The 23,296-nt window shown below is 63.9% G+C and carries 26 protein-coding genes and 1 pseudogene; 15 read left to right on the top strand and 12 right to left on the bottom strand.

The features are described from left to right. Positions 1 to 19: 19 nt before the first annotated feature. Positions 20 to 109: pseudogene (locus FXB38_RS44015) on the top strand (tyrosine-type recombinase/integrase); the annotation flags it as partial. Positions 110 to 229: 120 nt separating this feature from the next. Here FXB38_RS44015 and FXB38_RS26350 read toward each other — a convergent pair. Beyond that, positions 230 to 1,075 (bottom strand): c-type cytochrome, encoded by an 846-nt coding sequence (locus FXB38_RS26350; protein ID WP_246230143.1) that lies wholly within the window; start codon positions 1,073 to 1,075, stop codon positions 230 to 232. Between the two features lie 910 nt (positions 1,076 to 1,985). Between FXB38_RS26350 and FXB38_RS26340 the strand changes: the two genes are divergently transcribed. Both FXB38_RS26340 and FXB38_RS26335 read left to right on the top strand, forming a co-directional pair. Continuing rightward, positions 1,986 to 4,034 (top strand): acetoacetate--CoA ligase, encoded by a 2,049-nt coding sequence (locus FXB38_RS26340; RefSeq protein WP_148753834.1) that lies wholly within the window; start codon positions 1,986 to 1,988, stop codon positions 4,032 to 4,034. 131 nt (positions 4,035 to 4,165) lie between these two features. Beyond that, positions 4,166 to 4,468 carry a hypothetical protein gene (locus FXB38_RS26335; protein ID WP_148753833.1) on the top strand — a complete coding sequence of 101 codons (303 nt, stop codon included), beginning with the start codon at positions 4,166 to 4,168 and terminating at the stop codon, positions 4,466 to 4,468. A gap of 6 nt (positions 4,469 to 4,474) precedes the next feature. Here the strand turns inward: FXB38_RS26335 and FXB38_RS26330 are convergent, their stop codons facing one another. Both FXB38_RS26330 and FXB38_RS26325 read right to left on the bottom strand, forming a co-directional pair. Then, positions 4,475 to 4,711 carry a hypothetical protein gene (locus FXB38_RS26330; RefSeq protein ID WP_148753832.1) on the bottom strand — a complete coding sequence of 79 codons (237 nt, stop codon included), beginning with the start codon at positions 4,709 to 4,711 and terminating at the stop codon, positions 4,475 to 4,477. Between the two features lie 167 nt (positions 4,712 to 4,878). After that, positions 4,879 to 5,067 (bottom strand): hypothetical protein, encoded by a 189-nt coding sequence (locus FXB38_RS26325; protein ID WP_246230141.1) that lies wholly within the window; start codon positions 5,065 to 5,067, stop codon positions 4,879 to 4,881. Between the two features lie 283 nt (positions 5,068 to 5,350). Here FXB38_RS26325 and FXB38_RS26320 point away from each other — a divergent pair, with 283 nt between their 5' ends. The 3 genes from FXB38_RS26320 to FXB38_RS26310 all read left to right on the top strand — a co-directional run bounded on the left by FXB38_RS26320 (position 5,351) and on the right by FXB38_RS26310 (position 6,962). After that, the gene (locus tag FXB38_RS26320) at positions 5,351 to 5,938 is read left to right on the top strand and encodes a formyltransferase family protein (protein ID WP_148753830.1); all 588 of its coding nucleotides are present in this window, start codon (positions 5,351 to 5,353) and stop codon (positions 5,936 to 5,938) included. 183 nt (positions 5,939 to 6,121) lie between these two features. Beyond that, entirely contained in the window at positions 6,122 to 6,472 is a 351-nt protein-coding gene (locus FXB38_RS26315; protein ID WP_148753829.1) for a hypothetical protein, read from the top strand. Next, entirely contained in the window at positions 6,417 to 6,962 is a 546-nt protein-coding gene (locus FXB38_RS26310) for a hypothetical protein (protein WP_187435151.1), read from the top strand. The genes FXB38_RS26315 and FXB38_RS26310 overlap by 56 nt, the downstream gene beginning before the upstream one ends. 53 nt (positions 6,963 to 7,015) lie before the next feature. Here the strand turns inward: FXB38_RS26310 and FXB38_RS26305 are convergent, their stop codons facing one another. Continuing rightward, complete coding sequence (locus FXB38_RS26305) at positions 7,016 to 7,414, bottom strand: RidA family protein (protein WP_148753827.1); 399 nt, start codon at positions 7,412 to 7,414, stop codon at positions 7,016 to 7,018. A gap of 150 nt (positions 7,415 to 7,564) precedes the next feature. Between FXB38_RS26305 and FXB38_RS26300 the strand changes: the two genes are divergently transcribed. Beyond that, complete coding sequence (locus tag FXB38_RS26300; protein WP_148753826.1) at positions 7,565 to 8,434, top strand: DMT family transporter; 870 nt, start codon at positions 7,565 to 7,567, stop codon at positions 8,432 to 8,434. Positions 8,435 to 8,637: 203 nt separating this feature from the next. Continuing rightward, positions 8,638 to 10,065, top strand: a complete 1,428-nt coding sequence (locus FXB38_RS26295) for a caspase family protein (protein ID WP_148753825.1) — start codon at positions 8,638 to 8,640, stop codon at positions 10,063 to 10,065. A gap of 72 nt (positions 10,066 to 10,137) precedes the next feature. Here FXB38_RS26295 and FXB38_RS26290 read toward each other — a convergent pair whose 3' ends face one another. After that, a complete protein-coding gene (locus FXB38_RS26290) occupies positions 10,138 to 10,380 on the bottom strand; it encodes a BrnA antitoxin family protein (protein ID WP_148753824.1) in 243 nt (80 codons plus the stop codon). Positions 10,381 to 10,383: 3 nt separating this feature from the next. Then, the gene (gene cysK / locus FXB38_RS26285) at positions 10,384 to 11,361 is read right to left on the bottom strand and encodes a cysteine synthase A (protein WP_148753823.1); all 978 of its coding nucleotides are present in this window, start codon (positions 11,359 to 11,361) and stop codon (positions 10,384 to 10,386) included. A 223-nt stretch (positions 11,362 to 11,584) separates the two neighbouring features. On the opposite strand from cysK, the gene FXB38_RS26280 reads away from it, so the two are divergent. Then, on the top strand, positions 11,585 to 11,803 hold the full coding sequence (locus FXB38_RS26280) for a hypothetical protein (RefSeq protein ID WP_148753822.1): 219 nt from the start codon (positions 11,585 to 11,587) through the stop codon (positions 11,801 to 11,803). A gap of 1 nt (position 11,804) precedes the next feature. Here the strand turns inward: FXB38_RS26280 and tgt are convergent, their stop codons facing one another. Beyond that, positions 11,805 to 12,953 (bottom strand): tRNA guanosine(34) transglycosylase Tgt, encoded by a 1,149-nt coding sequence (gene tgt / locus FXB38_RS26275; RefSeq protein WP_148753821.1) that lies wholly within the window; start codon positions 12,951 to 12,953, stop codon positions 11,805 to 11,807. Positions 12,954 to 13,182: 229 nt separating this feature from the next. On the opposite strand from tgt, the gene FXB38_RS26270 reads away from it, so the two are divergent. From FXB38_RS26270 to FXB38_RS26255, 4 genes are all read left to right on the top strand, one after another. Beyond that, on the top strand, positions 13,183 to 14,337 hold the full coding sequence (locus tag FXB38_RS26270; RefSeq protein WP_187435150.1) for a patatin-like phospholipase family protein: 1,155 nt from the start codon (positions 13,183 to 13,185) through the stop codon (positions 14,335 to 14,337). Positions 14,338 to 14,485: 148 nt separating this feature from the next. Continuing rightward, positions 14,486 to 15,244: a TetR/AcrR family transcriptional regulator gene (locus FXB38_RS26265; RefSeq protein ID WP_148753859.1), complete on the top strand. Its 759-nt coding sequence runs from the start codon at positions 14,486 to 14,488 to the stop codon at positions 15,242 to 15,244. A gap of 267 nt (positions 15,245 to 15,511) precedes the next feature. Further along, positions 15,512 to 16,117: a PepSY domain-containing protein gene (locus FXB38_RS26260; RefSeq protein ID WP_148753819.1), complete on the top strand. Its 606-nt coding sequence runs from the start codon at positions 15,512 to 15,514 to the stop codon at positions 16,115 to 16,117. A 218-nt stretch (positions 16,118 to 16,335) separates the two neighbouring features. Further along, complete coding sequence (locus FXB38_RS26255; RefSeq protein ID WP_148753818.1) at positions 16,336 to 17,373, top strand: aspartate-semialdehyde dehydrogenase; 1,038 nt, start codon at positions 16,336 to 16,338, stop codon at positions 17,371 to 17,373. A 114-nt stretch (positions 17,374 to 17,487) separates the two neighbouring features. Here FXB38_RS26255 and queA read toward each other — a convergent pair whose 3' ends face one another. The 5 genes from queA to coaD form a co-directional block, all read right to left on the bottom strand. Beyond that, positions 17,488 to 18,561: a tRNA preQ1(34) S-adenosylmethionine ribosyltransferase-isomerase QueA gene (queA, locus tag FXB38_RS26250; RefSeq protein ID WP_148753817.1), complete on the bottom strand. Its 1,074-nt coding sequence runs from the start codon at positions 18,559 to 18,561 to the stop codon at positions 17,488 to 17,490. A gap of 117 nt (positions 18,562 to 18,678) precedes the next feature. Next, positions 18,679 to 19,143, bottom strand: coding sequence for a peptidylprolyl isomerase (locus FXB38_RS26245; RefSeq protein ID WP_148753816.1), 465 nt, complete (start codon positions 19,141 to 19,143; stop codon positions 18,679 to 18,681). After that, positions 19,140 to 19,565 carry a hypothetical protein gene (locus FXB38_RS26240; RefSeq protein ID WP_148753815.1) on the bottom strand — a complete coding sequence of 142 codons (426 nt, stop codon included), beginning with the start codon at positions 19,563 to 19,565 and terminating at the stop codon, positions 19,140 to 19,142. Before FXB38_RS26240 ends, FXB38_RS26245 begins: the two co-directional genes overlap by 4 nt. An 8-nt stretch (positions 19,566 to 19,573) precedes the next feature. Further along, complete coding sequence (locus FXB38_RS26235; protein ID WP_148753814.1) at positions 19,574 to 20,149, bottom strand: peptidylprolyl isomerase; 576 nt, start codon at positions 20,147 to 20,149, stop codon at positions 19,574 to 19,576. A gap of 37 nt (positions 20,150 to 20,186) precedes the next feature. After that, a complete protein-coding gene (coaD, locus tag FXB38_RS26230; protein WP_148753813.1) occupies positions 20,187 to 20,684 on the bottom strand; it encodes a pantetheine-phosphate adenylyltransferase in 498 nt (165 codons plus the stop codon). Between the two features lie 273 nt (positions 20,685 to 20,957). On the opposite strand from coaD, the gene FXB38_RS26225 reads away from it, so the two are divergent. Together FXB38_RS26225 and FXB38_RS26220 are read left to right on the top strand one after the other, a co-directional pair. Then, on the top strand, positions 20,958 to 21,215 hold the full coding sequence (locus tag FXB38_RS26225) for a hypothetical protein (RefSeq protein WP_148753812.1): 258 nt from the start codon (positions 20,958 to 20,960) through the stop codon (positions 21,213 to 21,215). Positions 21,216 to 21,404: 189 nt separating this feature from the next. Next, positions 21,405 to 23,258: a potassium transporter Kup gene (locus FXB38_RS26220; protein WP_148753811.1), complete on the top strand. Its 1,854-nt coding sequence runs from the start codon at positions 21,405 to 21,407 to the stop codon at positions 23,256 to 23,258. The last annotated feature ends 38 nt before the right edge of the window (positions 23,259 to 23,296 follow it).

The raw sequence follows: 23,296 nt of genomic DNA, 5'->3' as shown, positions 1-23,296 counted from the left end.
GCATTATGAATCATGACCGCTGGGGCACACCAAGATCGAGAGCACCGTTCGATATCTGGGAAACGAGGTCGATGACGCGCTCGCAATAGCAGAACAACTTGACGTCTGAACTTCCCGGGCAGAGCGGACATGCTCTGCCCTCCATTTTTGGCGGCTGTGGGTCAAGCGGTCAAAAGAGCCGACTGCGGCGAGACCGGCTAAAACTTGGCCTTTGGATGCAGTTCGAGCGTCAGTCCTGCGCCGTCACCGTGCGCAGATAGGCGACCACGGCATCAAGATCATCCGGAGCTATCATGGCGTAGTAGTGGAAACCCATCGGTGGCTTGAGACGACTGCCGTCGCGGCTGATTCCTTGAGTGATAGCGCGCTTGATCTCGGCGTCAGTCCATCCTCCGATCCCGTTGGTTTTGCTCTGGGTGATGTTGCGGGAAACAGAGACACCCCAAGGGCCGCGGAATTCGGAGCCACCCGCCCCCAGTTTGGTGGTGAACTCGCGACCTCTTGGTCCCACCGGCGTATGGCACGCCATACAATGTGCAATGGTGGCAAGATAGAAACCCTTTTTCGCACTATCGGTCATCATCGATTCCGTGAATGGCTTTTCGCCGCCGGGCAGGACGTTTTCGACTTGCGGCATCTTGTAAATCGGATCAGGCACTTCGTTATGGATCGGTGCGATTGTACGCAAGTATGCGGCGACAGCGTCCAGATCGTGTTCAGTCATAATGTGGTAAAAGCCGGTCGGCATGACCATAGCGATGTGCACACCCTTCGGCGTTTCCCCGGTGCGCATCAGTTTCTTGATGTCGGCGTCGGTCCAGTTTCCGATTCCGGTCTCCTTGTCTTGGGTGATGTTAGCGGCAGATACCTTGAACGGCGGTTCGTCCCAGGACCCGCCACCGGAGAACGACTTTTCTACGACGTCACCGTTCGGGCCCTTCGGCGTGTGGCAATTGCCACAAGCTAGAATACCGTTGACCAAATAATCGCCGCGCTTGACCAGATCGGAATCGGCACGGGCGACACTGACGGTGATGGCAACAGCGGCGACAGACGTCATAAAGAGTCTAAACATGCTGGTTTCCCCTAATGTTTTGGTCAAATAGATCTATTCTATTATGCGCGCGGAACATCGCGCTCGTAATGAGCCGACCGCTTCAATCGGCTTCGATCAAATGAAATTTCAACTACAGGCGTCAGCTATTCCGACAAATCATATCGGGCCATAGGTAATTTGCTGCCTCTAATCAAATACAGATCGCCAAGGCACCCACCACGTTAATAGCGGCCTGCCAAGCTGGCAACGTCTCCTTTGGGTCATTTCCGACGGTTTCAGCGCAACCAACTCGCCGATTATGAATGGATTGCCATCAAGCCCATGCTGCCGAACAAGCCGCGTGGCGTTCCTCGGGCTAGCGACCGTCGTGTCCTCAATGGCATCACGCGATCGCAACCTTTCGAACGGTTCTTCAACCTTGTCAGGGTCTCACGAACGCGATGGCATGCGCGTGAGACGTCGCACGCTTGCGGGATCGACGCGTGCGGGCGCAGCCGCGGTTTCCGGCTTTGCCGGCGCTGTAGCATCAGGCTGAATTGCAAACGCTTCGCGCATCCAGCGCGGCCAGCTCTCCCGGTCGAATCCGGATTTCGCCAGCGAACCTGCGTTGCTCGTTGCGGACGACAATAGCGATCCTTTGAACATGGCAACTGCTCCGACATGAAAAAACCCGCGGCGGATTTCTCCGCGCGGGTGTTTCAAATTTTTCGACGATGCCACTTTGCCAGTGTTTTGCCCGACGTGTCAAATCCAGACCACGCGATGCAGCGCGCAGTCGAGATCGGTGGGCTGTTCGCGTTGGACGAGGTCCGAGAAGCGTCTCCCTGCCACCAACTGAATATGGCGAATGGTTTCAGTGCCCTCGCTACTGTGCATGGGGTTGTTTTCGACATAGACTCCCCCTGTCCGCAACCGAAGCCTATACCCAATGGCCGCTCCCTTCGTTCCCCAGATCGCCCTCTACCGCAACTGGCTCGCCGGGCAGCGCGGCCTCACCTTCGCGAACTACGAGGAGATGAGGCAATGGTCGGTGCGCGATCTCGATGCGTTCTGGCGCAGCATCTGGGACTATTACGATCTGCAATCGCCGACGCCGTTTGCGGCCGTCATCACCGAGCGCAAGATGCCGGGCGCTGTCTGGTTTCCGGGCGCGCAGGTGAACTATGCGCGGCAGGTGTTCCGGCATGTCGACGCCGCGCATGCCGCCGGCCTGCCCGCGATCGTCAGCGGGGGCGAGGACGGCAAGCTCCACGAGGCCAGCTGGCCGGAGCTCAAGAGCAAGGCGGCGGCGCTCGCGCTGCATCTGAAGGACACGGGGATCAAGCCCGGCGACCGCATCGCGGCCTATCTGCCCAACATCGCCGAAACCATCATTGCGTTTCTCGCCAGCGCTAGCATCGGCGCGGTCTGGAGCGTGTGCGCGCCCGACATGGCCGCGCCCGCTGTGATCGACCGCTTCAAGCAGATCGAGCCGAAGGTGCTGATCGCCTGCGACGCCGTCACCTATGCCGGACGCCGGCATGATCGCAAGGACGTCGTCGCCGAGCTGCGGCGATCGCTGCCGAGCGTCGAGCACGTCATTCTGCACAGCGACGCCACGGCTCCTGCCGCACCGGACGCCCTGCTCTCCGACATCACCGCAAGGACGGGCGCCGCGATCGACGCGTTCGAGCCGATGTGGCTGCCGTTCGATCATCCGCTCTGGATCGTCTATTCCAGCGGCACCACCGGCCTGCCCAAGCCGATCGTGCACGGCCATGGCGGCATCGTCATCGTCGTGCTGGCGCTGCTCGGCCTGCACAACGACATCGGCTGCTCCTATCACCAGAACTCGTTCGGCGAGCGCTATCACTGGTACTCTTCGACCGGCTGGATCATGTGGAACAGCCAGGTCGGCGGCCTGCTCAGCGGCACCACCTGCTGCATTTTCGACGGCAGCCCCGGCGGCACCAAGGACAAGCCGGACTGGACCACGTCGTGGCGCTTCGTGGCGCAATCGAAAGCGACCTTCTTCGGCGCGGGTGCCGCGTTCTTTGCCAACTGTGCCAAGGCCGAGATCGATCTCGCGGCCGCCGGCGATCTGTCGCGACTGCGCTGTCTCGGCTCGACCGGCTCGCCGCTCAGCGCCGACACGCAAGCCTGGTTCAACGATCGCTTCGCGGCGCTGTCGACAACGAACGGCAGCCAGGCGCAAGCCGACATCTGGTGGGCAAACATCTCCGGCGGCACCGATTTCGCCGGCGCCTTCATCGGGGGGAACCGCGAATTGCCGCAGACGCCGGGCGCGATGCAGTGCCGCCTGCTGGGAGCAGCGGTGGAAGCCTTCAGCGAACAGGGCCGCGCCGTGATCGACGAGGTCGGCGAGCTCGTCTGCACCGAGCCGATGCCGTCGATGCCGCTCTATTTCTGGAACGACAAGGGCAACGCGCGCTATCTCGCGAGCTATTTCGAGACCTACCCGGACAATTTCGACGGCAGCGGCCGCGGGCCGGTGTGGCGGCACGGCGACTGGCTCAAGATCAATCCGGACGGCTCGTGCGTGATCTACGGCCGCAGCGATGCGACGATCAACCGGCATGGCCTGCGCATGGGCACCAGCGAGCTCTATTCCGCGATCGAGGCGCTGCCGGAGGTGCTCGATAGCCTCGTCGTCGACCTCGAATATCTCGGCCGCGACAGCTACATGCCGCTGTTCGTGGTGCTACGCGAGGGCACAGCCTTCGACGGCGCGATGCAGGCGAAGATCAACAAGGCGATCGAGGCCGGCCTGTCACGCCGCTTCCTGCCCAACGAAATCTTTGCCGTCGCCGAGATCCCTCGCACGCTGTCGGGCAAGAAGCAGGAGCTGCCGATCAAGAAGCTCTTGCTCGGCCAGCCCGTCGAGAAAGTCATCAATAAGGAAGCAATGGCCAATCCGGCCTGCCTCGACTGGTATCTCGCTTTCGTCCGCGACTATCTGGCGCGAACCGCTGCGTAAACCTCGGCCGCCGTCGAAATTGAAGGGATCAAGGACGTGACAGATCGACCCAATTGCACCGTCGGCATTTGCACTCCGTTCACCCATCGTCGCTAGACGGGTCAGGATCCCCTGCAAACGAACCGCAAGCCATGGCCGACCTCAACGCCGTCCTCTCCAGGCTCAACGACCGCCTGCTCCGCCTCGAAGGCGAGTTGTTCGTGCTGCGCTCGCTGGCGCGTGCGACGCTGACGGCGGGCGACGACCACGCAGTGCGCATGCGCAAGCTGGTCGAAGCCGCCAAGGTCGCACTCGATGACGAGGCGAAACGCGAGCTCGACAAGCCGACGCGCAAATATGTCGATGCGGCAACGGCGCTGGTGGAGGAATTGCTGGTCGAACCGACCCCGGCGCGGCCGCTGTTCACCGTGATCGATGGCGGCCGGCGCGACTGAGCAGACTTAGCGGAACCGCGTCGCACCAAGCTCGGGTGCATCCGCCGCCAGCCTGGCCAGTCCGGCCTCGATGATCGCGATCTCCTCGTCGATCTTGCCGATCGGCAGGCTGAAATCGAAGCTGCCTGACCTGCTCTTCAGATCGACCGCGAGCCGCTGCCTGTGCATCATCAGTTCGTCGAGGCCGCGGCGGTTCTTCAGCCGCACATAGGCGTCCACGATCTGCTCAATGGCGTTCGGCATGACATCGGTCCCGGCAAAAATGCCCGCGCGGCGCACCCACACCGGCGGGACATTCTTGGTGTCGCGGTACGCAATACAAATCCGCGACGGATTCGTCGATACGACGGCGAAGTTGAGAACACGTTACCGTTTGATGATTTCGTGATGGCGTGGCCGTGCGGCAACGCTTAGTCCGTGACGCAGAAATATTTGCGCGGCCATTTACGGTAGGCGCTGTAGCGGTAGTACGGCCTGTAGGCGTAGCCGCGATAGAGCGCCGGCGGCTCCTCGCCGTAATAGGCGCCGTGGTAGAAATTGTAGATCGTCCCCTCGGCGCAGCGATAGGCATCCCAGGTCGGGCCGATGAAGGGCGCCACCCCGTTTTCGGGCGGAACGGCCGGGTAAGGTCCGCCGGCTTGGGCCGGAGCGGCCACAATCAGGACCGCGAGAAGGACAAACCACGCGCATCGCATGTGCTCGCTCCGGGCAGATCGCAATGCGCCCATGGAAGCACCGGAACGGCCGACGGCGCAATGCCGAGTTCATCGTCCCCGCGCCCTTCGCATTGTTGATAACCGGCGCAAACGCCGCGCGGGTAGTGACAGGGCGCACTGACGTGTTATCGGGGGATGACGCAGCTGCGAGACGGATCAGACACCCATGCGCATTACCCTCGTCGGCTCCCGCCATTTCGGCGTGACCACCCTGAACATGCTCCGCGAACACGGCGTCGGGGTCGTGCGGGTCGTGGTGGCCGACGCGGATGACCGCCTCGCCGCGACCGCCAAGGCCGCCGGCATCGAGGTCGCGGTGCAGGCCAATCCCAAGCTGGTGGTGGCCTCCGAGATCGCCCCCGACACTGACCTGATCATCACGGCCCACAGCCACGCCCGGATCGGCAAGGACGCGCTGGCTGCCGCGAAGTTCGGCGGGATCGGCTATCACCCGTCGCTGCTGCCGCGTCATCGCGGCAAGGCCGCAGTGGAATGGACCATCAAGGAAGGCGATCCGATCGCCGGCGGCACGATCTATCACCTCGCCGACCGTATGGACGCCGGCGCCATCGCCGCCCAGGACTGGTGTTTCGTCAAGAAGGGCGAGACCGCCCGCGAACTCTGGGAGCGTGCGCTGGCCCCGCTCGGCCTCAAGCTCCTGGCCGACGTGATCGATTACGCCAAGGTCCACAAGGCGCTGCCGGCCAAGATTCAGGACGAGCAGTTCGCGACCTCGGCGCCAAGTCTTTCGTGAGTCGCCCCTGACGTTAACGATTAACGTGAAGCCGCATTGATTCTGCTTCGAAAATTGGGGCTGGAAACACAAATAAACTATTGTTTCCACAGGAACAATTTTCGACTTTGCGTCGCACCAAATTTCCGTCACATTTCGCCCGAATAAGCGTCAGTATATCAGACAAATTCAAGGACGAAATTCATGCGTTTTGGTCGCATCGCGGCGTTCTGTGCCGCTTCAGTTATTACCGCCACCCTCGCCGCCACCGCGGTCGCCCAGACCCCGTTTGACGGCAATTGGCAGGTCACAATCGTGACGAAGACCGGCTCCTGCGAGCCGACCGCAAGCTCGATGCTGACGGTTGCCGACGGCAAGATCACCGCCCCCGGCGCTAACGTTTCCGGCACCATCGGCCGTGAGGGTCTTGTTAAAGTTTCGATCAATGGTGCATATGCCAACGGTCAACTCAGCGGCAACGCCGGATCGGGGAAGTGGAATGGAGCATCTGCAGGCATACCGTGCAGCGGGCGGTGGGAAGCATCGCGCCAATAAACTATTCGGGACTAACCTCCTCAGCCGGCGGCTGCTCACGACGGCCGCCGTTTTGTTTGTGGCGTCTATCGCCAATTCTGAAAGCAAGGCCCAGGTCGGTCCGTTCGCCCCGATGGCGGGAACCTGGAGCGGCAGCGGCACCGCCATCCTCGATGACGGCTCGACCGAGCGGATCCGCTGCCGGGCCAAATACGCGCCGATCGGTCCCACCATGGAGATGTCGCTGACCTGCGCGAGCGATGCCTACAAGTTCAACCTCGCGGCCAACGTCAAGGCCGAGGGCAGCGCCATCACCGGCAGCTGGAGCGAGGCCAGCCGCAATATCAGCGGCTCCTTGCTGGGCCGTGGCGGCGGCGGGAACTTCGAGGTGGTCGCCTCGGCCGCCGGCTTCAACGCCAACATCGCGCTGAGGACGAGTGGCAGCAAGCAGACCGTGACGATCCGCGCGGACAGCCAATTCCGCGGCGCCAACATCTCGATGTCGCGCTAAGGCGAGCCTCGCTTGGGGACGATCGATCCGGCGGCATCGCCGGATCGATTTTTTTATGCGTTCGGCACAAACGCCGTGACCTCGATCTCGACCTTGGCGCGATCGTCCACGAGGCCTCCGATATAGAGCAGCGTCGAAGGCGGGAAATTGCGCCCGAGCGTTTCCTTCCAGGCGGCGCCGATGCCGGCGCCTGCGGCCTCATATTCGCTGCGGCTGGTCAGATACCAGGTCAGACGCACGATGTGCTCGGGGCCGGCTCCGGCCTCCGCGAGAAGCTTGACGATCCGCTTCAGCGCGGTCGCGACCTGGGCGGCCATATCAGGCTCGTAATTGCCGGCCTCGTCGCCGCCGGTCTGCCCGGCCAGCACGACCCATTGGCCCGGCCCCTCCGCCACCACGCCATGTGAGAAGCCGCGCGGCTTTTTCCATTCGGCTGGCTGCAAGATACGCATGAGCGGAGATCTCCCGATTTTCTTGTTGATCGTTGATGCCTTAGCACGCTGTCCTGCAACGCTGCACCCGCAGATCTGGCCGTTGCAAACCGTGGTGATGTCGCCGATACCGACCCTCCCCTCAGGATCAACTCTCCCGCACCCTGCCCGATGAGCACGACACCGTCCAAAACGATGGCTGCATTCTGGATGGCCGGCTGGCTGTCGCTGACGCTGGTCATGGCGGTCGCGGGGCGCGAGGCCGTGCGCGAGATGAACGTCTTCCAGGTGATGCTGGTACGATCGCTGCTCGGCCTCTGCATGCTCTATCCGATGATCCGGCGCGCCGGCGGCTACGGAACGCTCAGGACCACGCGCCTGCCCCAGCACGTCGCACGCAACCTGATCCACTACGTCTCGCAACTCGGCTGGTTTTTTGCGCTGACGTTGATTCCGATCGGCCAGGTGGTGGCGATCGAGTTCACGATGCCGATCTGGACCGCAATCCTCGCCGCCAGCTTCCTGTCCGAGCGCATGACTTCGTGGAAGATCGCCGCGATCGTGCTCGGCCTCGTCGGCGTGATCGTCATCGTGCGGCCGGCGGCCGGCGAGATCAATCAGGGCCAATTGATCGCACTCGGCGCCGCCATCGGCTTCGGCGTATCCATGGCATTGGTCAAGTCACTCACCCGTACCGAAAGCGCGCTGGCCATCCTGTTCTGGATGCTGGTCATGCAGTCGGTCGCGGGCTTCCTGCCGGCGCTCTACGTCTGGGCGTGGCCGCCCACCTATGTCTGGGGTTGGGTGGCCGTCATCTCGGTCTGCGGCACTTTCGCGCATTACTGCCTCGCCAGCGCGATGCGCTACGCGGACGCGACCGTGGTGGTTCCCATGGACTTCTTGCGGGTCCCACTTACCGCCACGGCCGGCTGGCTGCTGTATTCCGAACGGCTCGACGCCTGGACCGTGCTCGGCGCGGCCCTGATCCTGTTCGGCAATCTGCTGAATTTGAAGCCGGCCGTTCCTGCCCGCGCGCAGTGAACCGCTGCACAGCCTGAGGCGACAAATCAAGGTGGTCGAGCGTGATTTGGATCACGTTGGAGGGGCACCTCCATCGTGCACACTCGGTCACAGGTCGACGGGTTGGGTGAACGGTCGTTTTGCTGGCGCGAAGCCGGGCGCTTTCGTATAGATTCGACCCCAATTTGTTGCTGACTGTCATTCGATTCTGTTGGGGATTTCAGATGCGCACTCTCACCATCATCGTTTCGCTGATGTGCATGGCGCTGTCGGTCAGCGCCGCCAAGGCCGACCGCCGCGTTGCTTTCGTCGTCGGCAACGGCGCCTACAAGAACGTCGCGCAATTGCCGAACCCGCCGATCGACGCCAAGGCGATGGCATCGACGCTGCGCAATGTCGGTTTCGAAGTGATCGAAGGATCCAACCTCACCCGCGACCAGATGACGGAGAAGCTGCTCGACTTCGGCCGCAAGGCGCAGGGCTCCGATGTCGCGGTGTTCTATTATGCCGGTCACGGCATCGCCGTCGGTGGCAGCAACTATCTCCTGCCGGTCGATGCCGACATCAAGTCGGAGATGGACGTCAAGTTGGGGGCCGCTATCAACATCGATCTGACGCTCGACCAGACCATGGGCGATGCCAAGGTCAAGCTGGTGTTCCTCGACGCCTGCCGCGACAATCCCTTCGCCGCCAAGATCAAATCGAACTCGGCGACCCGCAGCGTCAACGTGCAGAGCGGCCTCGCTGAAATGAAGTCCGGCGAAGGCACGCTGATCGCGTTCGCCACCGGCCCGGGCCAGACGGCACTCGATGGCCAGGAGGGCAACAACAGCCCGTTCACCCGTGCGCTGATCGACAACATCACCAAGCCCGGCGTCGAGATCCAGCAGGCGATGACCTCGGTGCGCGCCCAGGTCAATGAAGAGACCCACAAGGGCCAGCTGCCGTGGGGCCACACCAATTTGATCGGCGCCGTCTATCTCAACCCGGCGCAGCAGACCCAGCAGGTCGCCAACGCCGCACCGGCCGCCGCCTCGAGCAGCACGCCGGCGGCTGCGGCCAGCAGCAGCTCCGACGGTGTCGAGCTCGAGTACTGGCGCTCGGTGAAGGAAACCAACAAGCCGGAAGAGCTCAACGCCTACCTCTCCGCCTATCCGAACGGCCAGTTCAAGGCGCTGGCGCTGGCACGGCTCGCGGCGATCCAGAACGGTCCGTCGACCACGACCCGCAACCTCAATGCCGGCGTCGATCCGGCGACCTTCACAGATGATGCCAGCCAGCTCACCGAGGACCAGATCGGCCTCGACAAGGGTCAGCGCCGCGACGTGCAGCGCCGCCTCAACGGCCTCGGCTTCGACACCAAGGTGACCGGCGCGTTCAACGACGAGACCCGGACCGTGCTCAAGCGCTGGCAGGCCGCCCGCGGCTATCCGTCGACGGGCTTCCTCAACAAGCTCCAGCACAAGGCCCTGCTGTCCGAGATCGTCGCCTCGACGCCGACCGCAAGCGATGACAGCTCGAAGCCGGCCCGACGTGCCCCCGCCCAGGCCCAGAGCGCACCTGCGCCCCGTCACAGCGGCGGCGGCGATGCCGGCGCGGCCTTCATGGGCGGCGTCGTCGGCGGCATGATGGGCGGCATGTTCCGCCGCTGAGGCCTGATCGCAAGCACAAAGGCCCGGCTCGCCGCCGGGCTTTTTTCGTCGGACGTCCTCGCTGGGAGGAAGCTACTTCCCCGCGGCCTTGCGCAGGGCTTCGTTGATACGGTCCTGCCAGCCGGGGCCGCCCTCCTGGAAAAACTCCAGCACGTCCTGATCAATGCGCAGCGTGACCTGCTCCTTGATCCCCGGCGCCACGTTCGGCTTCGGCGGCGCCGCGGCCACCTTGGCCGTCACCTTCTTGAACGCTGCCTCGGCCTCCGACCGCGCGTCGCCCAATGTCCGCGGCCGCCTCGGTGGTTGATCCGCCATCTCTCAGATTCCTTCAAACAGAACAGTCGAAAGATACCGCTCGGAGAAGGACGGCACTATAGCCAGAATGGTTTTTCCCTCAGCTTCCGGCCGCTTGCCGATCTGGAGCGCTGCGGCGATCGCGGCGCCGGAGGAGATGCCGCCCGGAATGCCCTCATGCCGCGCTAGCGCCCGCGAGATCTCGATCGCCGCGGTTGAGTCGATCTTCACGATCTCGTCGATCACGGAGCGGTCGAGAATGTCGGGCACGAAGCCCGCGCCGATGCCCTGGATCTTGTGCGGCGTATGCTGGCCGCCCGACAGCACCGGGCTCTCCTCGGGCTCGACCGCGACGACCCGCAAAGAGGGCTTGCGCGGCTTCAGGACCTGACCGACACCGGTGATGGTGCCGCCGGTGCCGACGCCGGCGACGAAGAAGTCGATGTTGCCGGCGGTGTCGTTCCATATCTCCTCCGCGGTGGTGCGGCGATGCACCTCGGGATTGGCGAGGTTCTTGAACTGCTGCGGCATCACCGAGTTCGGGGTCGTCTTCAGAAGTTCTTCGGCCGCCGCGATCGCGCCTTTCATGCCTTGCGCGGCCGGCGTCAGCACCAGCTCGGCACCGAGGAAGGCGAGCATCTTGCGCCGCTCGATCGACATGGATTCCGGCATCACCAGCTTCAACCGGTAACCGCGCGAGGCGGCGACAAAGGCGAGCGCGATGCCGGTATTGCCGGAGGTCGGCTCGATCAGCACCGTGTCGGACTTGATAATGCCCGCCTTTTCCATGGCGATGATCATGGCCGCGCCGATGCGGTCCTTCACGCTCGCGGCCGGACTGAAATATTCAAGCTTTGCCAAAATGGTCGCGTTGACGCCGTGCATGCCGGGCAGCCGGCGCAGACGCACGATCGGCGTGTCGCCGAAAGCCTCGACGATCGAAGGGTAGATCCGGCCGCGGCCGGGCTGGTGCGCTGCACCCGTATTGGACGATGCGTCCATGATGGACTCCCTGTGGCAACGAATTGCGCTTCTGTCGCGGCTTTTGCACAGTTAGAGACAGCCTGCGGCGACACGCAAGCGACAATGCTGCACACGTTAAATACGCTGCATCGCAAAATCGCGTGAGGTCTAGTTATCAGAAAATCAACGCATTTGTGTTGCGACCTCGTCAACTGATTCTGCTTATGTTAGACTTAGGTCTCGAAGCAGAGAGGTCACCACGATGTCAGCAGTCGCTGAAGTGTTGTCGACCGTCACGCTGAAGGGCGATCCGCGTTGCAGCGAGTTGCCCACCTGTCCCGTCTGCGCCGACTCCATGGTCGCCGCCGAAGCTTCCGCCTATATCTCGGACCACGTGATCAGCTATCTCTGGACCTGCGACACCTGCGGTTACGGCTTCGTCACCAAGCATGCTGTCAAACAGCGGCTCGTGTGCAATTGATCTAGCGCGGGGCGATGTCGCCCCTCGCCCAGTCCTCGCGCGTACGCTGATAGAACTCGTCGAATGTTCCGTGTGCGATCGCGCCCCTGATGCCCTGCATCAGGAACTGGTAGTAAGCGATATTGATTTCGGACAGCAGCATCGCCCCAAGCGTCTCGCCGGCCTTGACGAGATGGTGCAGGTAGGCGCGCGCGCAATTGCGCGCCGACGGCCATGAGCTCTCTTCGTCGAGCGGACGCGGATCGTCGGCGTGGCGCGCGTTGCGCAGATTGACCTGGCCGAAGCGCGTGAAGGCCACGCCGTGGCGGCCATTGCGCGTCGGCATCACGCAATCGAACATGTCGATGCCACGCTTGACCGCCTCGAGAATGTCGTCCGGCGTGCCGACGCCCATGAGATAACGCGGCCGGTCCAACGGTAGCGCCGGCGCGGTCTCGTCGATCATCGCCAGCATCACCGCCTGCGGCTCGCCGACCGCAAGCCCGCCGATCGCATAGCCGTGGAAGCCGATCTCGACGAGGCCCTGCGCGCTGGCATGGCGCAGCTGAGGGATGTCGCCGCCCTGGACGATGCCGAACAGCATGTAGCCGTCGGGCGCGCTCTCGAAGGCCCGCTTGCTTCGCTCGGCCCAGCGCAGCGACAGCAGCATCGCGCGGTCGATGTCGTCGCGCTCCGCCGGCAGCCGCACGCATTCGTCCATCTGCATCGCGATGTCGGAGCCGAGCAGGCGCTGCACCTCGATCGAGCGCTCCGGCGACAGTTCGATCTTGGCGCCGTCGATATGCGAGCGGAAGGTGACAGCGTGCTCGCTGATCTTGCGCAGGTCCGACAGCGACATCACCTGGAAGCCGCCGGAATCCGTCAGCATCGGCCCGTTCCAGCCGGTAAATCTCTGCAGGCCGCCGAGGGCGTTGATACGCTCGGCGCCCGGACGCAGCATCAGGTGATAGGTGTTGCCGAGCACGATGTCGGCGCCGGCATCGCGCACCTCGCGCCAATGCATGCCCTTCATGGCGCCGGCCGTGCCGACCGGCATGAAGGCCGGGGTCCGCACCACGCCATGGGGCGTGGTCAGGCGGCCGGCGCGCGCCGAGCCATCGGTGGCGAGCAGTTCGAAATGATTGGGTAGACCAGCATTGGGGAGACTCATGGCGGTGCTTATTGCGTGTCGAGACATGCCGATCAACCCGCCCGGACCGCGATGCCCCAGACTGGAACACCGCTGACGCGGACGTGATACCGGTCACGCTTGATAAATAAAACGATACAGTATAGTTTAATAGCGGGGGCTGGACGAGACGCCGCGGCAAATCGCCGGCGGCCGTAGATGCGTGATCGTCAGCCACCGACCGATGCCCCTCCCCAATTGTTCGACTGAGATGTCCAGCCTCCCCGATGGCTGGACAAAGCGGACAGGCGCCCGCCTGATCAGGTCGGTAGCACTCGCGTGCAGCCTGGCACTCGCCGCCTGCACCTCGCTCCCCCGCACGCCGTATACGGCGGCCGATGCGAGTGCTTCGCGCGTGCTCGATATCGACGGCCTGCGGCGCTACGCCGACGAGCCCATCACGAAGTTCAGCTTCGAGCAGGACAGGGCAACCGGAAGCAGAACCTATCTTGCGCTATCAGGCGGCGGTGCCGATGGCGCCTATGGCGTCGGCGTGCTGAACGGCTGGACCGCGGCGCGTAACCGTCCGACATTCTCCGCCGTCTCGGGCGTGAGCACCGGCGGCCTGATCGCGCCCTTTGCCTTCCTCGGATCCCAATATGACGACACGCTTCGAGAGCTCTACACCAGCGGCATCGCCGAAAGCCTGCTGAACGATCCCAGCATCATCCGCGTGCTGTTCGGCTCCGGCCTGTTCGGCAATACGCGGCTGCGCGAGCTGGTCGCGCGCTATGTCGGGCCGGAAATCATGGCACAGGTCGCCCGCGAGAACGCCAGGGGCCGGCGGCTGCTGGTGGTCACCACCGATCTCGACACCCAGCGCACCGCGATCTGGGACATGGGCAAGATCGCGGCGGTCGGCACGCCCGACGCGCTGAAGCTGTTCCGGGACGTGATGGCGGCGTCCGCCAGCATCCCCCTGGTGTTTCCGCCGATCCTGATCGAGGCCGAAGGCCAGGGCCGCAAATTTCAGGAGATGCATGTCGATGGTGGCGTGACGGCGCCCGTGCTGACCTTGCCGGAGGCCCTGCTGTTCCAGGGGCGCCTGCCTGATAAGGCGAAGATGGACATCTACATCCTCGTCAACAAGAAGATCGAACGCAACTTCGAGCTCGTCGCCAACAGCACGATCGATGTCGCCTCACGCAGCCTGTCCTCGATCACGCAATCGCAGACGCGCTCGATCATCTTCTCGACCTATGACTTCGCCCAGCGCAACCACCTCGGCTTCCATCTCTCCTACATCGAGCGCGATTATCCGGCGCCCCCGTCCGAAGGCTTCGACACCGGCTATATGCGGGCGCTCTACCAATATGGATACGAGAAAGCGGCAGGCGGCCAGGCCTGGACCTCGCGGATGCCGTGACAACCGCGTCGTGGAACGGCGTTCGCAGCGAGACCGTTGACGCTACGGCCAATTCCGCCAGATTCGCGATGACGGCCCGGTCGCGGCACGTTATAGAACAATGATCACTGGCACGATCGCGCAGGAATCATTGGGCATATCATTGGGCATGGGATTGGCTGCGACCAGGACAAGAACGGCTGCACCACGCCGCGAGGCCTCGAAATCGCGTGGCGGCCGGCCGACCAAGAGCGCTGCGATCGAGCGCGATCAGCGGCTGATCGAGGTTGCAACCCGCCTGTTCCTCGATCGCGGATTTGATGCGACCTCGCTCGACGCGGTGGCGGAAGCAGCTCGCGTCAGCAAGCCGACCGTCTATTCCCGTTACGGCGACAAGCGCGGGCTGTTCACGGCGGTGCTGAGGCGCGAGATTGCGCGCTGGCTTGCGCCACTGTCGGCTGCGGCCGAGACGCAGCTCGGCAGCTCATCCGACATTTCGGTCGAGCAGCGGCTGGTGGAGATCGGGCGCGAAATGCTCAATTTCACCTGCGGGCCCGACGCCATGGCGTTCAGCCGCATGATGACGTCACAGGCGATCAACTTCCCCGACATCGCCAAGCTCGGCAAGGAAGAAGGCTGGCTGAAGGCCGTGGCGACGACCGCGCGCTTCTTCGACCATCTGGTGGCGCAAGGCGCGCTCGATGTCGACGACACCACGATCGCGGCCGAAGTGTTCCTCGACGTCGTCGTTGGCCACACTCACCGCATGGCGACGTTCGGCACGCCGATGGAGATCAAGGCCGCAGAGAAGCGGATGCGCGCGGCGATCAAGCTGTTCCTGGCCGGTGCGCTCGGACCTGCCGGCCGCGTGCAAAGCACGTCCAAAGACACGACCAAAGCGCCCCAACGGCGCCGCCCTTCCCGCTGACATTTCCGTGAAACTGGCGATTTGTCCCCAGGGGACGCGGGTCTCTTCGTTGACAGAATAAAACGATACGGTATGGTTTTGTTTATCGAGCGGGACGGGCCACTTTTTTCACCAGCCCCAAAAGAGGACCGGACCGCTTAGATCGCCGCGACGGGTACAGCCCGTTGCTGCTATCAGCGGCCGGCCATTGCCCGTGGTCGGCCGCGACTTCTTTACGATTATCCGGCACACTTGCTGGTTCAAGGCTTGCCGGCCGAGGATTCGACCATGAGCGCGACGAGACGACGGGTGTACGGGTTGCTGGCGGTCGCCCTGTCGGGGCTGCTCGTCGCAGCGCCCGCCCGCGCGGTCGTCTCGGCGGGGAGCACACCCACCGCCCTCCACGACGAGACAGATGGGGACGCTGCAGCGGACCGCCAGGCCGTCAGCCGCGAGATCGAACGCTTCCGCGGCTCGTCGATCTCGATCAGCCAGGCCATGGCGATTGCGGAAGCCCGTCATGCCGGGGCCACGACCGCGGATATCAGCTTCGACGGCGGCGCGGGCGTACCGGTGTACCGGGTCAAAACCCTGCACAACGACCGGATCTGGCGTCACACCATCAACGCCGCGACCGGCGAGCTCATCGGCGGCGAAGCTGCCCTGCCCCTGGCCGAGCTGGACCACGAGGATCGCAGCAACCTCGCAGTGCTCGGCACCATCAGACACCGCCTGGCGGACGCAGTGCGCGTCGCCGAGCAGGCGGCGTCCGGCAAAGCCATCAGCGGCGGACTGGTGCGCGAACGCGGACGGCTTAATTTCGCGATCGTCGTCATCAGCGGCGACGATCTCAAGGAGGTCATCCTCGAGCCGCCGGGCGCGCGGGGCAAATAGCGCAGGCTACAATCCCGCCGAAAACCCATTGACGGGCGCAAAACTCTCCCGCATAAGTCGCCGCCATGTTCACGACCACCAAACGCACGATCAAAACCACCACGGCTTTCGGGGCCCGGGGAGGCGTGCGCGCGTAGTCGTCGACTAAAACGCATCAGCTCTACCGAAGCCCCGCCCCTCGAAGGTCCGGGGCTTTTTTGTTGTCTAAATCGATCTCAATGGAGGACACAGTGAGTAACGATCCCGTCGTCGCGATTGTCGGCGTCACCGGTGCGGTAGGCGCCGAATTCATCGCCACCATGGACAAGCGCGGCTTTCGCATCAGTAAGCTCAAGGCGCTCGCCAGCGCCCGCTCCGCCGGCAAGACGGTGTCGTTCCGTGGCCAGACCATCGTCATCGAGGAGCTGACCGAACGCGCCTTCGAGGGCGTCGATATCGCCCTGTTCTCCGCTGGCGGCAGCATCTCGAAGAAGTATGCGCCGCTCGCGGTCAAGGCCGGCGCCGTCGTCGTCGACAACTCCTCCGCCTTCCGGATGGACCCGAACGTGCCGCTGGTGATCCCCGAGGTCAACGGCAACCGCATCCGCGACCACAAGGGCATCATTGCCAATCCGAATTGCGCCGCGATCACCGCACTGGTGCCGCTCTGGCCGATCCATCAGAACAACCGCATCAAGCGCGTCATCATCTCGACCTATCAGGCAGCCTCCGGTGCTGGCGCTGCCGCGATGGACGAGCTCGTCGAGTCCACTCGCGCCAATCTCAACGGGCAGGTCTATACGCCCAAGGTGATGCCGCACCCCTACGCCTTCAACCTCTTCAATCACAACACCGCCGTCGACCCCGAGACCGGCTACAACGACGAAGAGACCAAAGTCATCAAGGAGACCCGCAAGATTTTTGAGGACGAGAAGATCGCCATTGGCGTCACCTGCGTCCGCGTGCCCGTGCTACGCGCCCATTGCGAGGCCATCACCTTCGAATGCGAGAAACCGATCACCGAGGACCAGGTTCGCGCCATCATGGCGCAGGCCCCGGGCGTGAAGGTCGTCGACGATCGCGTGAGGAACTACTTTCCGATGCCGATCGACGCCTCGGGCCAGGACGACGTCCTGGTCGGCCGCATCCGTAAGGATCTCAGCGACCCCTCCGGACATTCGATCTCGATGTTCGTGGCCGCCGATCAGCTGCTCAAGGGCGCAGCATTGAACGCGGTACAGATCGCGGAGCTGTTGCCGCAGCGGGTGATGGCGTAACCGGTATCCTAGGGTGGGCAAAGGCGCGCGAGCGCCGTGCCCACCACTCTTACCGCGCATTCAGGAAAGATGGTGGGCACGCTTCGCTTTGCCCACCCTACTACATCGCCGGTGTTAGTCGCGCGCCCGAAACAACAAACACGCGTCGCCATACGAATAGAAGCGGTATCCATTCGCAATCGCGTGGGCATAGGCCTGCTTCATCGTATCCAGGCCGGCGAAAGCCGACACCAGCATGAAGAGCGTCGACTTCGGCAAATGAAAATTCGTCATCAGGACATCGACCGCGCGGAAGCGATAGCCCGGCGTGATGAAGATCGAGGTCTCGGCGGTGAACGGCTGGATGGTGCCGTCCTCGCTGGCGGCGCTTTCGAGCAGCCGCAATGACGTGGTGCCAACGGCGATGATGCGGCCGCTGTTTTTGCGCGCCGTGTTGAGCCGCTCCGCCGTCTCCGCGGAGATCGTGCCCCACTCGGCGTGCATCTTGTGGCCGTCGGTGTCGTCGACCTTGACCGGCAGGAAGGTCCCTGCCCCCACATGCAGCGTGATGCGGTTGATGCCGACGCCGCGCGCGCCGAGCGCCTGCTCCAGCGCCGGCGTGAAATGCAGACCCGCGGTGGGAGCTGCAACCGCCCCCTCGTTCGCCGCGAACATGGTCTGGTAGTCGGCGAGATCCTGATCGTCAGGCGTACGTTTCGAAGCGATGTAGGGCGGCAGCGGCGGGCTGCCGAGATCGGCGATGGCCTGATCGAGCGCCGGGCCGTGGAACGAGAACGACAGCGTCACCTCGCCTTCCCCACCCTTGGCCTCGACCTCGGCATCGAGATGGCCGAGCAGGCAGACCTTGCCTTCATTGCCGAAGCGGATGCGGTCGCCGACGACAAGCTTCTTCGCGGGCTTCACCAGCGCCTGCCAGCGCGAGCCGTCGAGACGCTTGATCAGCGTGGCCTCGATCTTCGGCTCGGTCTCGCGGCCGATGCGGCGGCCTTTGAGTTGCGCCGAAATCACCTTGGTGTCGTTGACGACGAGCTGGTCGCCGTCCTTCAGCCAGTGCGGCAAGTCGGCGATGGTCTGGTCGCGCAGCGCGCCGTTCTCCACGACCAGCATCTTGGCGGAGTCGCGCGGGCTCGCCGGGCGCAACGCGATGCGCTCGGGAGGCAGGTCGAAATCGAACAGGTCGGTGCGCATTTCCAGAACCTGTCATCGCCCGCGAAGGCGGGCGATCCAGTACTCACGATATTTGTCGTGACCAGAGCCGGCGGTTACTGGATGCCCCGCCTTCGCGGAGCATGACAGCGACAACTGTTACTCCTTGTCAGCCGCCATCCGCGCCTTGACGATCTTGTCGGGATTCTGCACCGGCTCGCCGCGCTTGATCTTGTCGACGTTCTCCATGCCCTCGGTCACCTTGCCCCACACCGTGTACTGGTTGTCGAGGAAACGGGCGTCGTCGAACACGATGAAGAACTGGCTGTCGGCGGAGTCGGGGCTCGCCGCACGGGCCATCGAGGTCACGCCGCGCACATGCGGCTCCTTGTTGAACTCGGCCTTCAGCTTCTGGCCCGAGCCGCCGGTGCCGGTGCCGTGCGGGCAGCCGGTCTGCGCCATGAAGCCTTCGATCACGCGATGGAACACGATGCCGTCGTAGAAGCCTTCGCGGACCAGCTCCTTGATGCGCGCGACATGGCCGGGCGCCAGGTCGGGCCGCATCTCGATGGTGACGGGTCCCTGCGTAGTCTCGAGGATCAATGTGTTTTCGGTGACGCTCATGCTCGTCTCTCTTGCGTTGGGGGTGAAGTCTTGTCAGGTGAAGTTTTGCGGTTACGGAACTGGATCGCGAATGGACGTCCCGCGGCGGCGCCGGCCATTGCATCGGTAAATGGCATCGGCGTGCAGCGTTGCAACGCCTCCATCACTGCGATCCGGTATTGCAGCCGGTCATTGTCGGAGGCCTCCGCGGATTCATAGGTAATCCGCGGATGGCCCAGAATGTTTCCGGCCCGGTTAAAGCTCACGACGACGGTGATGTCGATAGGGCGAGCCTTGCTGGGCGGTGGTGGCTTCCAGCAGGTCCGCAAGTGCTGGAAGACGTCCTGGATGGTGTTGACCGGTGCGTCCTCTGCGGCTGCACCGGTGATGCCGAGCAGCAGCGCCGCGGCAGCGAACAGGAGCCTGTCGCCGCGGCGCGCCATCGTCCCGGCTACTTGATGTCGGAGGCGACCTGCACCTTCACCATCTTGTCGGGATCGGTGACGGTGCCGCCGGGCGAGCCGGCCGGTGCCTTCTTCAGCTTGTCGACGACATCCATGCCCTGCACGACCTCGCCGACCACGGTGTACTGGTTATCGAGGCTGCCGCCGTCGGCGAACATGATGAAGAACTGCGAGTTGGCGGTATCGACGCTGTCGCCGCGCCGGGCCATGCCGACGATGCCGCGGGCGAAATGAACCTTGGAGAATTCCTGCTTCAGGTTCGGATATTTCGAGCCGCCGGTGCCGTTGCCGTTCTGGCCGTCGCCGGTCTGGGCCATGAAGCCGTCCATCACGCGGTGGAACGGCACGTTGTTGTAGAAGCCTTCGCGCGCAAGCTGCTTGAGGCGCTCGGCGTGCTGCGGCGCAAGGTCGGTCCTGAGCTTGATGACGATGCGGCCCTTGGTGGTGTCGATGACGAGCGCGTTGGCCTTGTCGAGATTGGCCGGCAGCTGCTGCGCCACCGCCGGGACTGCGCCAATCAGCGCGACGAACATCGTGGCAAGAATTGCGAGACGACGGATCATGGAAACTCCGGATCAGGTGAGATGAAAAAGCGCGCCGTTATCCGGCGAATTTTGCCTTGAGCTGGGATGCAACAAGCGGCGGTACGAAGGCCGTGATGTCTCCGCCCATGGCGGCGATCTGGCGCACCAATGTGCCGGTAATCGGGCGGACCACTGGAGAGGCCGGCAGGAAGACGGTTTGCACGTCTGGGGCCATGGTGCCGTTCATGCCGGCGAGCCGCATCTCGTAGTCGAGGTCGGTGCCGTCGCGCAGACCCCGAATCATGATGGTCGCGCCGTACTTGCGCGCCGCGGTGACTGCGAGATCGTCGTAGGTCACGGCCTCGAGCGTGCAGCCGGCCTGGGCCGCGACCGGCCCGCAGACATCGTGAAGCATCTTGAGCCGCTCCTCGGTCGAGAATAGCGGCTTCTTGCCGGGATGGACCCCGACCGCGACCACAAGGCGATCGCACAGCGGGACACTGTTCCGGACCACGTCCAGATGGCCGTTGGTGATGGGGTCGAAGGAACCCGGATAGAAGGCAATGCGCGGCATGGCACGTCCTACCGCGCCCCGTCCGGCCCGGCAAGCCGGACAGGTTCCTTGCCAGCTCCTTGCCCGTTTCCTGCCGGTTTTTCCGCCAGTCCCCTGTCGGAAGGCCCCGGATTGTTTCGTCCTCGGGGTGTCCGCGAAACAAAACGGCGCACGAACGAAACCATTTCCGGCGTCGGCGAAGACGTCCGGAAACTGGTCATGGTTACTAATCCAGCCAACGAATGACGGGCCGCACACACCGGGCGTAGCGGCCGCATCACAGGGGACCGTCAAATGATCAAGGCTCTTTCAGCGATCGCTATCGCTGCGTGTGTTGCTACTGCTCTCACCTTCCTGCCCGGTTTTGCTCCCACCGTTGAAGCGAGCGTCCCGCAGCCGCTTGCCAAGGCCGATAGGCTCGACATCAAGACCATCGGCAGGGACTGCTCGCAGCGGGCCTGGCCCAATTTCGAGGCGTCCTGCCTGCGCCGCGCCGGCACCAAGGCTGACGTTCGCGTCGCTCGCTTGGTGACGGCGGACCGCACCCCGTAGGCGGTCTGTCAGCTCGGCGTCATGAACCTCGCGATAAACACCATGGATATTTGCGGCGTCTCGTCGCAGACTGCGTGACGCCCGCGCTCCTCGGAATGGCCCGTAGGGCGCGATCCCATCGGGGGGTCGCCTTTGTCCAGTACGCCCGCAGTCGCTTCCGGCCATCATCCTGACCCGCTGCCGATTGCCATGACCTTGGGCGCCCTCGGGGTGGTCTATGGCGATATCGGCACCAGCCCCCTCTACGCCCTGAAGGAAGCCGCCAAGGCGGCCGCGCATGGCGGCACAGTGTCTCCCGAGGCTGTCCTGGGCGTTGCCTCGCTGATCCTGTGGGCGCTGCTGCTGATCATCTCGCTGAAATACGCACTACTGATCCTGCGCGCGGATAACCGCGGCGAAGGCGGCATCGTCGCGCTGCTGGCGCTGCTGCATGCCCGTCACGCGCAGCCAGGCACCTGGCGCGCCCATCTCCTGGTGGTCGGCCTGATCGGCGCGGCGTTGCTCTATGGCGATGGCGCGATCACGCCGGCGATCTCGGTGCTGTCAGCCATCGAGGGCCTCAAGGTCGACGCCCCCTCGCTCGCGCCGGCGGTCGTGCCCATCACCATCGTCATCCTGGTCGGCCTGTTCGTGATGCAAAAGCAGGGCACCGGCTTCATCGGCCGCATCTTCGGACCGGTGATGCTGGCCTGGTTCTTCGTGCTGGCCGCGCTCGGCATCCATGGCATCATCAAGGCGCCGGCGGTGCTGGCGGCGTTGAGCCCGCTCTACGCGTTCGACTTCCTGATCCACCAGGACTTCCATATCTCCTTCGCGATCCTCGGCGCGGCCTTCCTCGCCGTGACCGGCGGCGAGGCCATGTATGCCGACATGGGCCACTTCGGGCGCCTGCCGATCCGGCTGGCGTGGTTCGCGATCTGCCTGCCGGCGCTGGTGCTGAATTATTTCGGCCAGGCCGCGCTCCTGATCACCGACCCGGGCATGATCGAGAACCCGTTCTTCCAGCTCTGCCCCGACGTCCTGCATTACGCGCTGGTCGCGTTCTCGGCCGTGGCGACCGTGATCGCCTCGCAGGCGATCATCTCCGGCGTGTTCTCGCTGACCCAGCAGTCGATCCAGCTCGGCTTCCTGCCGCGCATGCAGATCCGCCACACCACGAGCGCCGCGATCGGCCAGATCTACGTGCCGCTGGTGAATTGGCTGCTCGCCGCCGCAACCCTCGGTGCGGTGGTCAGCTTCGGCACATCGGACGCGCTCGCCGGCGCCTACGGTATCGCAGTCTCGCTGCTGATGGCCATCACCACGCTGCTCGCCGCCCTGGTCGCGATCCAGTGGGGCTATTCGCCCTGGCTCGTGGTCCCGGTGAACGGCTTCTTCTTCGTGATCGACGTGGTCTTCTTCTCCGCCAACTCGATCAAGCTGTTCGAGGGGGGCTGGTTTCCGCTGCTGCTCGCCGCCCTCGTCGCCTTCCTGATGCTGACCTGGCGCGCCGGCGTGAAGCTGGTCGAGGCGGCGCGCGGAAAGCTGCGCCAGCCCGAAGAGGACCTGATCGAGACTGCGGTCAACAAATGTAGCGCACGTCTCCCCGGCACCGCCGTGTTCCTCGCGTCCGCGCCGAACGGCGTGCCGCTCGCGCTGACGCAATTCGTCAAGCACAACCACGTGCTGCACGAGCGCGTCGTCCTCGTCACCGTGCTGATCGAGGAGCTGCCTCACATCGCCGACCCGGACCGCTGCGAGGTGATAGAGATCATCCCCGGCATCACGCGCGTGATCCTGCATTACGGCTTCATGCAGAACCCGACGATCTATGAGGGTCTGACGCTCGCGTGCCGCCAGGGCAAGTTGCCCGGCATCGACCTCTCCGACATCACCTATTATGTCGGCCGCGAGACCATCATCCCGAGCGAGGACATCCCGGGCATGTGGGTCTGGCGCGAGGGCCTGTTCGCCTTCCTCCAGCGCAACGCCGAACGCTCGGCGGCGTTCTTCGGCGTGCCGACCAAGCAGGTCGTGGAGTTCGGCACGGAGCTGGAGATCTAACGAAGGGTGAGTGGCGAATAGCGAATAGAGTTGCACAC

The sequence above is a fragment of the Bradyrhizobium cytisi genome (assembly GCF_008123515.1).
Lineage (GTDB): Bacteria > Pseudomonadota > Alphaproteobacteria > Rhizobiales > Xanthobacteraceae > Bradyrhizobium > Bradyrhizobium cytisi.
Note: the sequence above shows the minus strand (reverse complement) of the source record. Positions and strands in the feature narration are given on the sequence as shown.

Coding starts and splice junctions, on each gene's coding strand:
- FXB38_RS26350 (WP_246230143.1), bottom strand. CDS start 1,075: ATGTTTAGACTCTTTATGACGTCTGTCGCCGCTGTTGCCATCACCGTC.
- FXB38_RS26340 (WP_148753834.1), top strand. CDS start 1,986: ATGGCCGCTCCCTTCGTTCCCCAGATCGCCCTCTACCGCAACTGGCTC.
- FXB38_RS26335 (WP_148753833.1), top strand. CDS start 4,166: ATGGCCGACCTCAACGCCGTCCTCTCCAGGCTCAACGACCGCCTGCTC.
- FXB38_RS26330 (WP_148753832.1), bottom strand. CDS start 4,711: ATGCCGAACGCCATTGAGCAGATCGTGGACGCCTATGTGCGGCTGAAG.
- FXB38_RS26320 (WP_148753830.1), top strand. CDS start 5,351: ATGCGCATTACCCTCGTCGGCTCCCGCCATTTCGGCGTGACCACCCTG.
- FXB38_RS26315 (WP_148753829.1), top strand. CDS start 6,122: ATGCGTTTTGGTCGCATCGCGGCGTTCTGTGCCGCTTCAGTTATTACC.
- FXB38_RS26310 (WP_187435151.1), top strand. CDS start 6,417: ATGGAGCATCTGCAGGCATACCGTGCAGCGGGCGGTGGGAAGCATCGC.
- FXB38_RS26305 (WP_148753827.1), bottom strand. CDS start 7,414: ATGCGTATCTTGCAGCCAGCCGAATGGAAAAAGCCGCGCGGCTTCTCA.
- FXB38_RS26300 (WP_148753826.1), top strand. CDS start 7,565: ATGAGCACGACACCGTCCAAAACGATGGCTGCATTCTGGATGGCCGGC.
- FXB38_RS26295 (WP_148753825.1), top strand. CDS start 8,638: ATGCGCACTCTCACCATCATCGTTTCGCTGATGTGCATGGCGCTGTCG.
- FXB38_RS26290 (WP_148753824.1), bottom strand. CDS start 10,380: ATGGCGGATCAACCACCGAGGCGGCCGCGGACATTGGGCGACGCGCGG.
- cysK (WP_148753823.1), bottom strand. CDS start 11,361: ATGGACGCATCGTCCAATACGGGTGCAGCGCACCAGCCCGGCCGCGGC.
- FXB38_RS26280 (WP_148753822.1), top strand. CDS start 11,585: ATGTCAGCAGTCGCTGAAGTGTTGTCGACCGTCACGCTGAAGGGCGAT.
- tgt (WP_148753821.1), bottom strand. CDS start 12,953: ATGAGTCTCCCCAATGCTGGTCTACCCAATCATTTCGAACTGCTCGCC.
- FXB38_RS26270 (WP_187435150.1), top strand. CDS start 13,183: ATGTCCAGCCTCCCCGATGGCTGGACAAAGCGGACAGGCGCCCGCCTG.
- FXB38_RS26265 (WP_148753859.1), top strand. CDS start 14,486: ATGGGATTGGCTGCGACCAGGACAAGAACGGCTGCACCACGCCGCGAG.
- FXB38_RS26260 (WP_148753819.1), top strand. CDS start 15,512: ATGAGCGCGACGAGACGACGGGTGTACGGGTTGCTGGCGGTCGCCCTG.
- FXB38_RS26255 (WP_148753818.1), top strand. CDS start 16,336: ATGGAGGACACAGTGAGTAACGATCCCGTCGTCGCGATTGTCGGCGTC.
- queA (WP_148753817.1), bottom strand. CDS start 18,561: ATGCGCACCGACCTGTTCGATTTCGACCTGCCTCCCGAGCGCATCGCG.
- FXB38_RS26245 (WP_148753816.1), bottom strand. CDS start 19,143: ATGAGCGTCACCGAAAACACATTGATCCTCGAGACTACGCAGGGACCC.
- FXB38_RS26240 (WP_148753815.1), bottom strand. CDS start 19,565: ATGGCGCGCCGCGGCGACAGGCTCCTGTTCGCTGCCGCGGCGCTGCTG.
- FXB38_RS26235 (WP_148753814.1), bottom strand. CDS start 20,149: ATGATCCGTCGTCTCGCAATTCTTGCCACGATGTTCGTCGCGCTGATT.
- coaD (WP_148753813.1), bottom strand. CDS start 20,684: ATGCCGCGCATTGCCTTCTATCCGGGTTCCTTCGACCCCATCACCAAC.
- FXB38_RS26225 (WP_148753812.1), top strand. CDS start 20,958: ATGATCAAGGCTCTTTCAGCGATCGCTATCGCTGCGTGTGTTGCTACT.
- FXB38_RS26220 (WP_148753811.1), top strand. CDS start 21,405: ATGACCTTGGGCGCCCTCGGGGTGGTCTATGGCGATATCGGCACCAGC.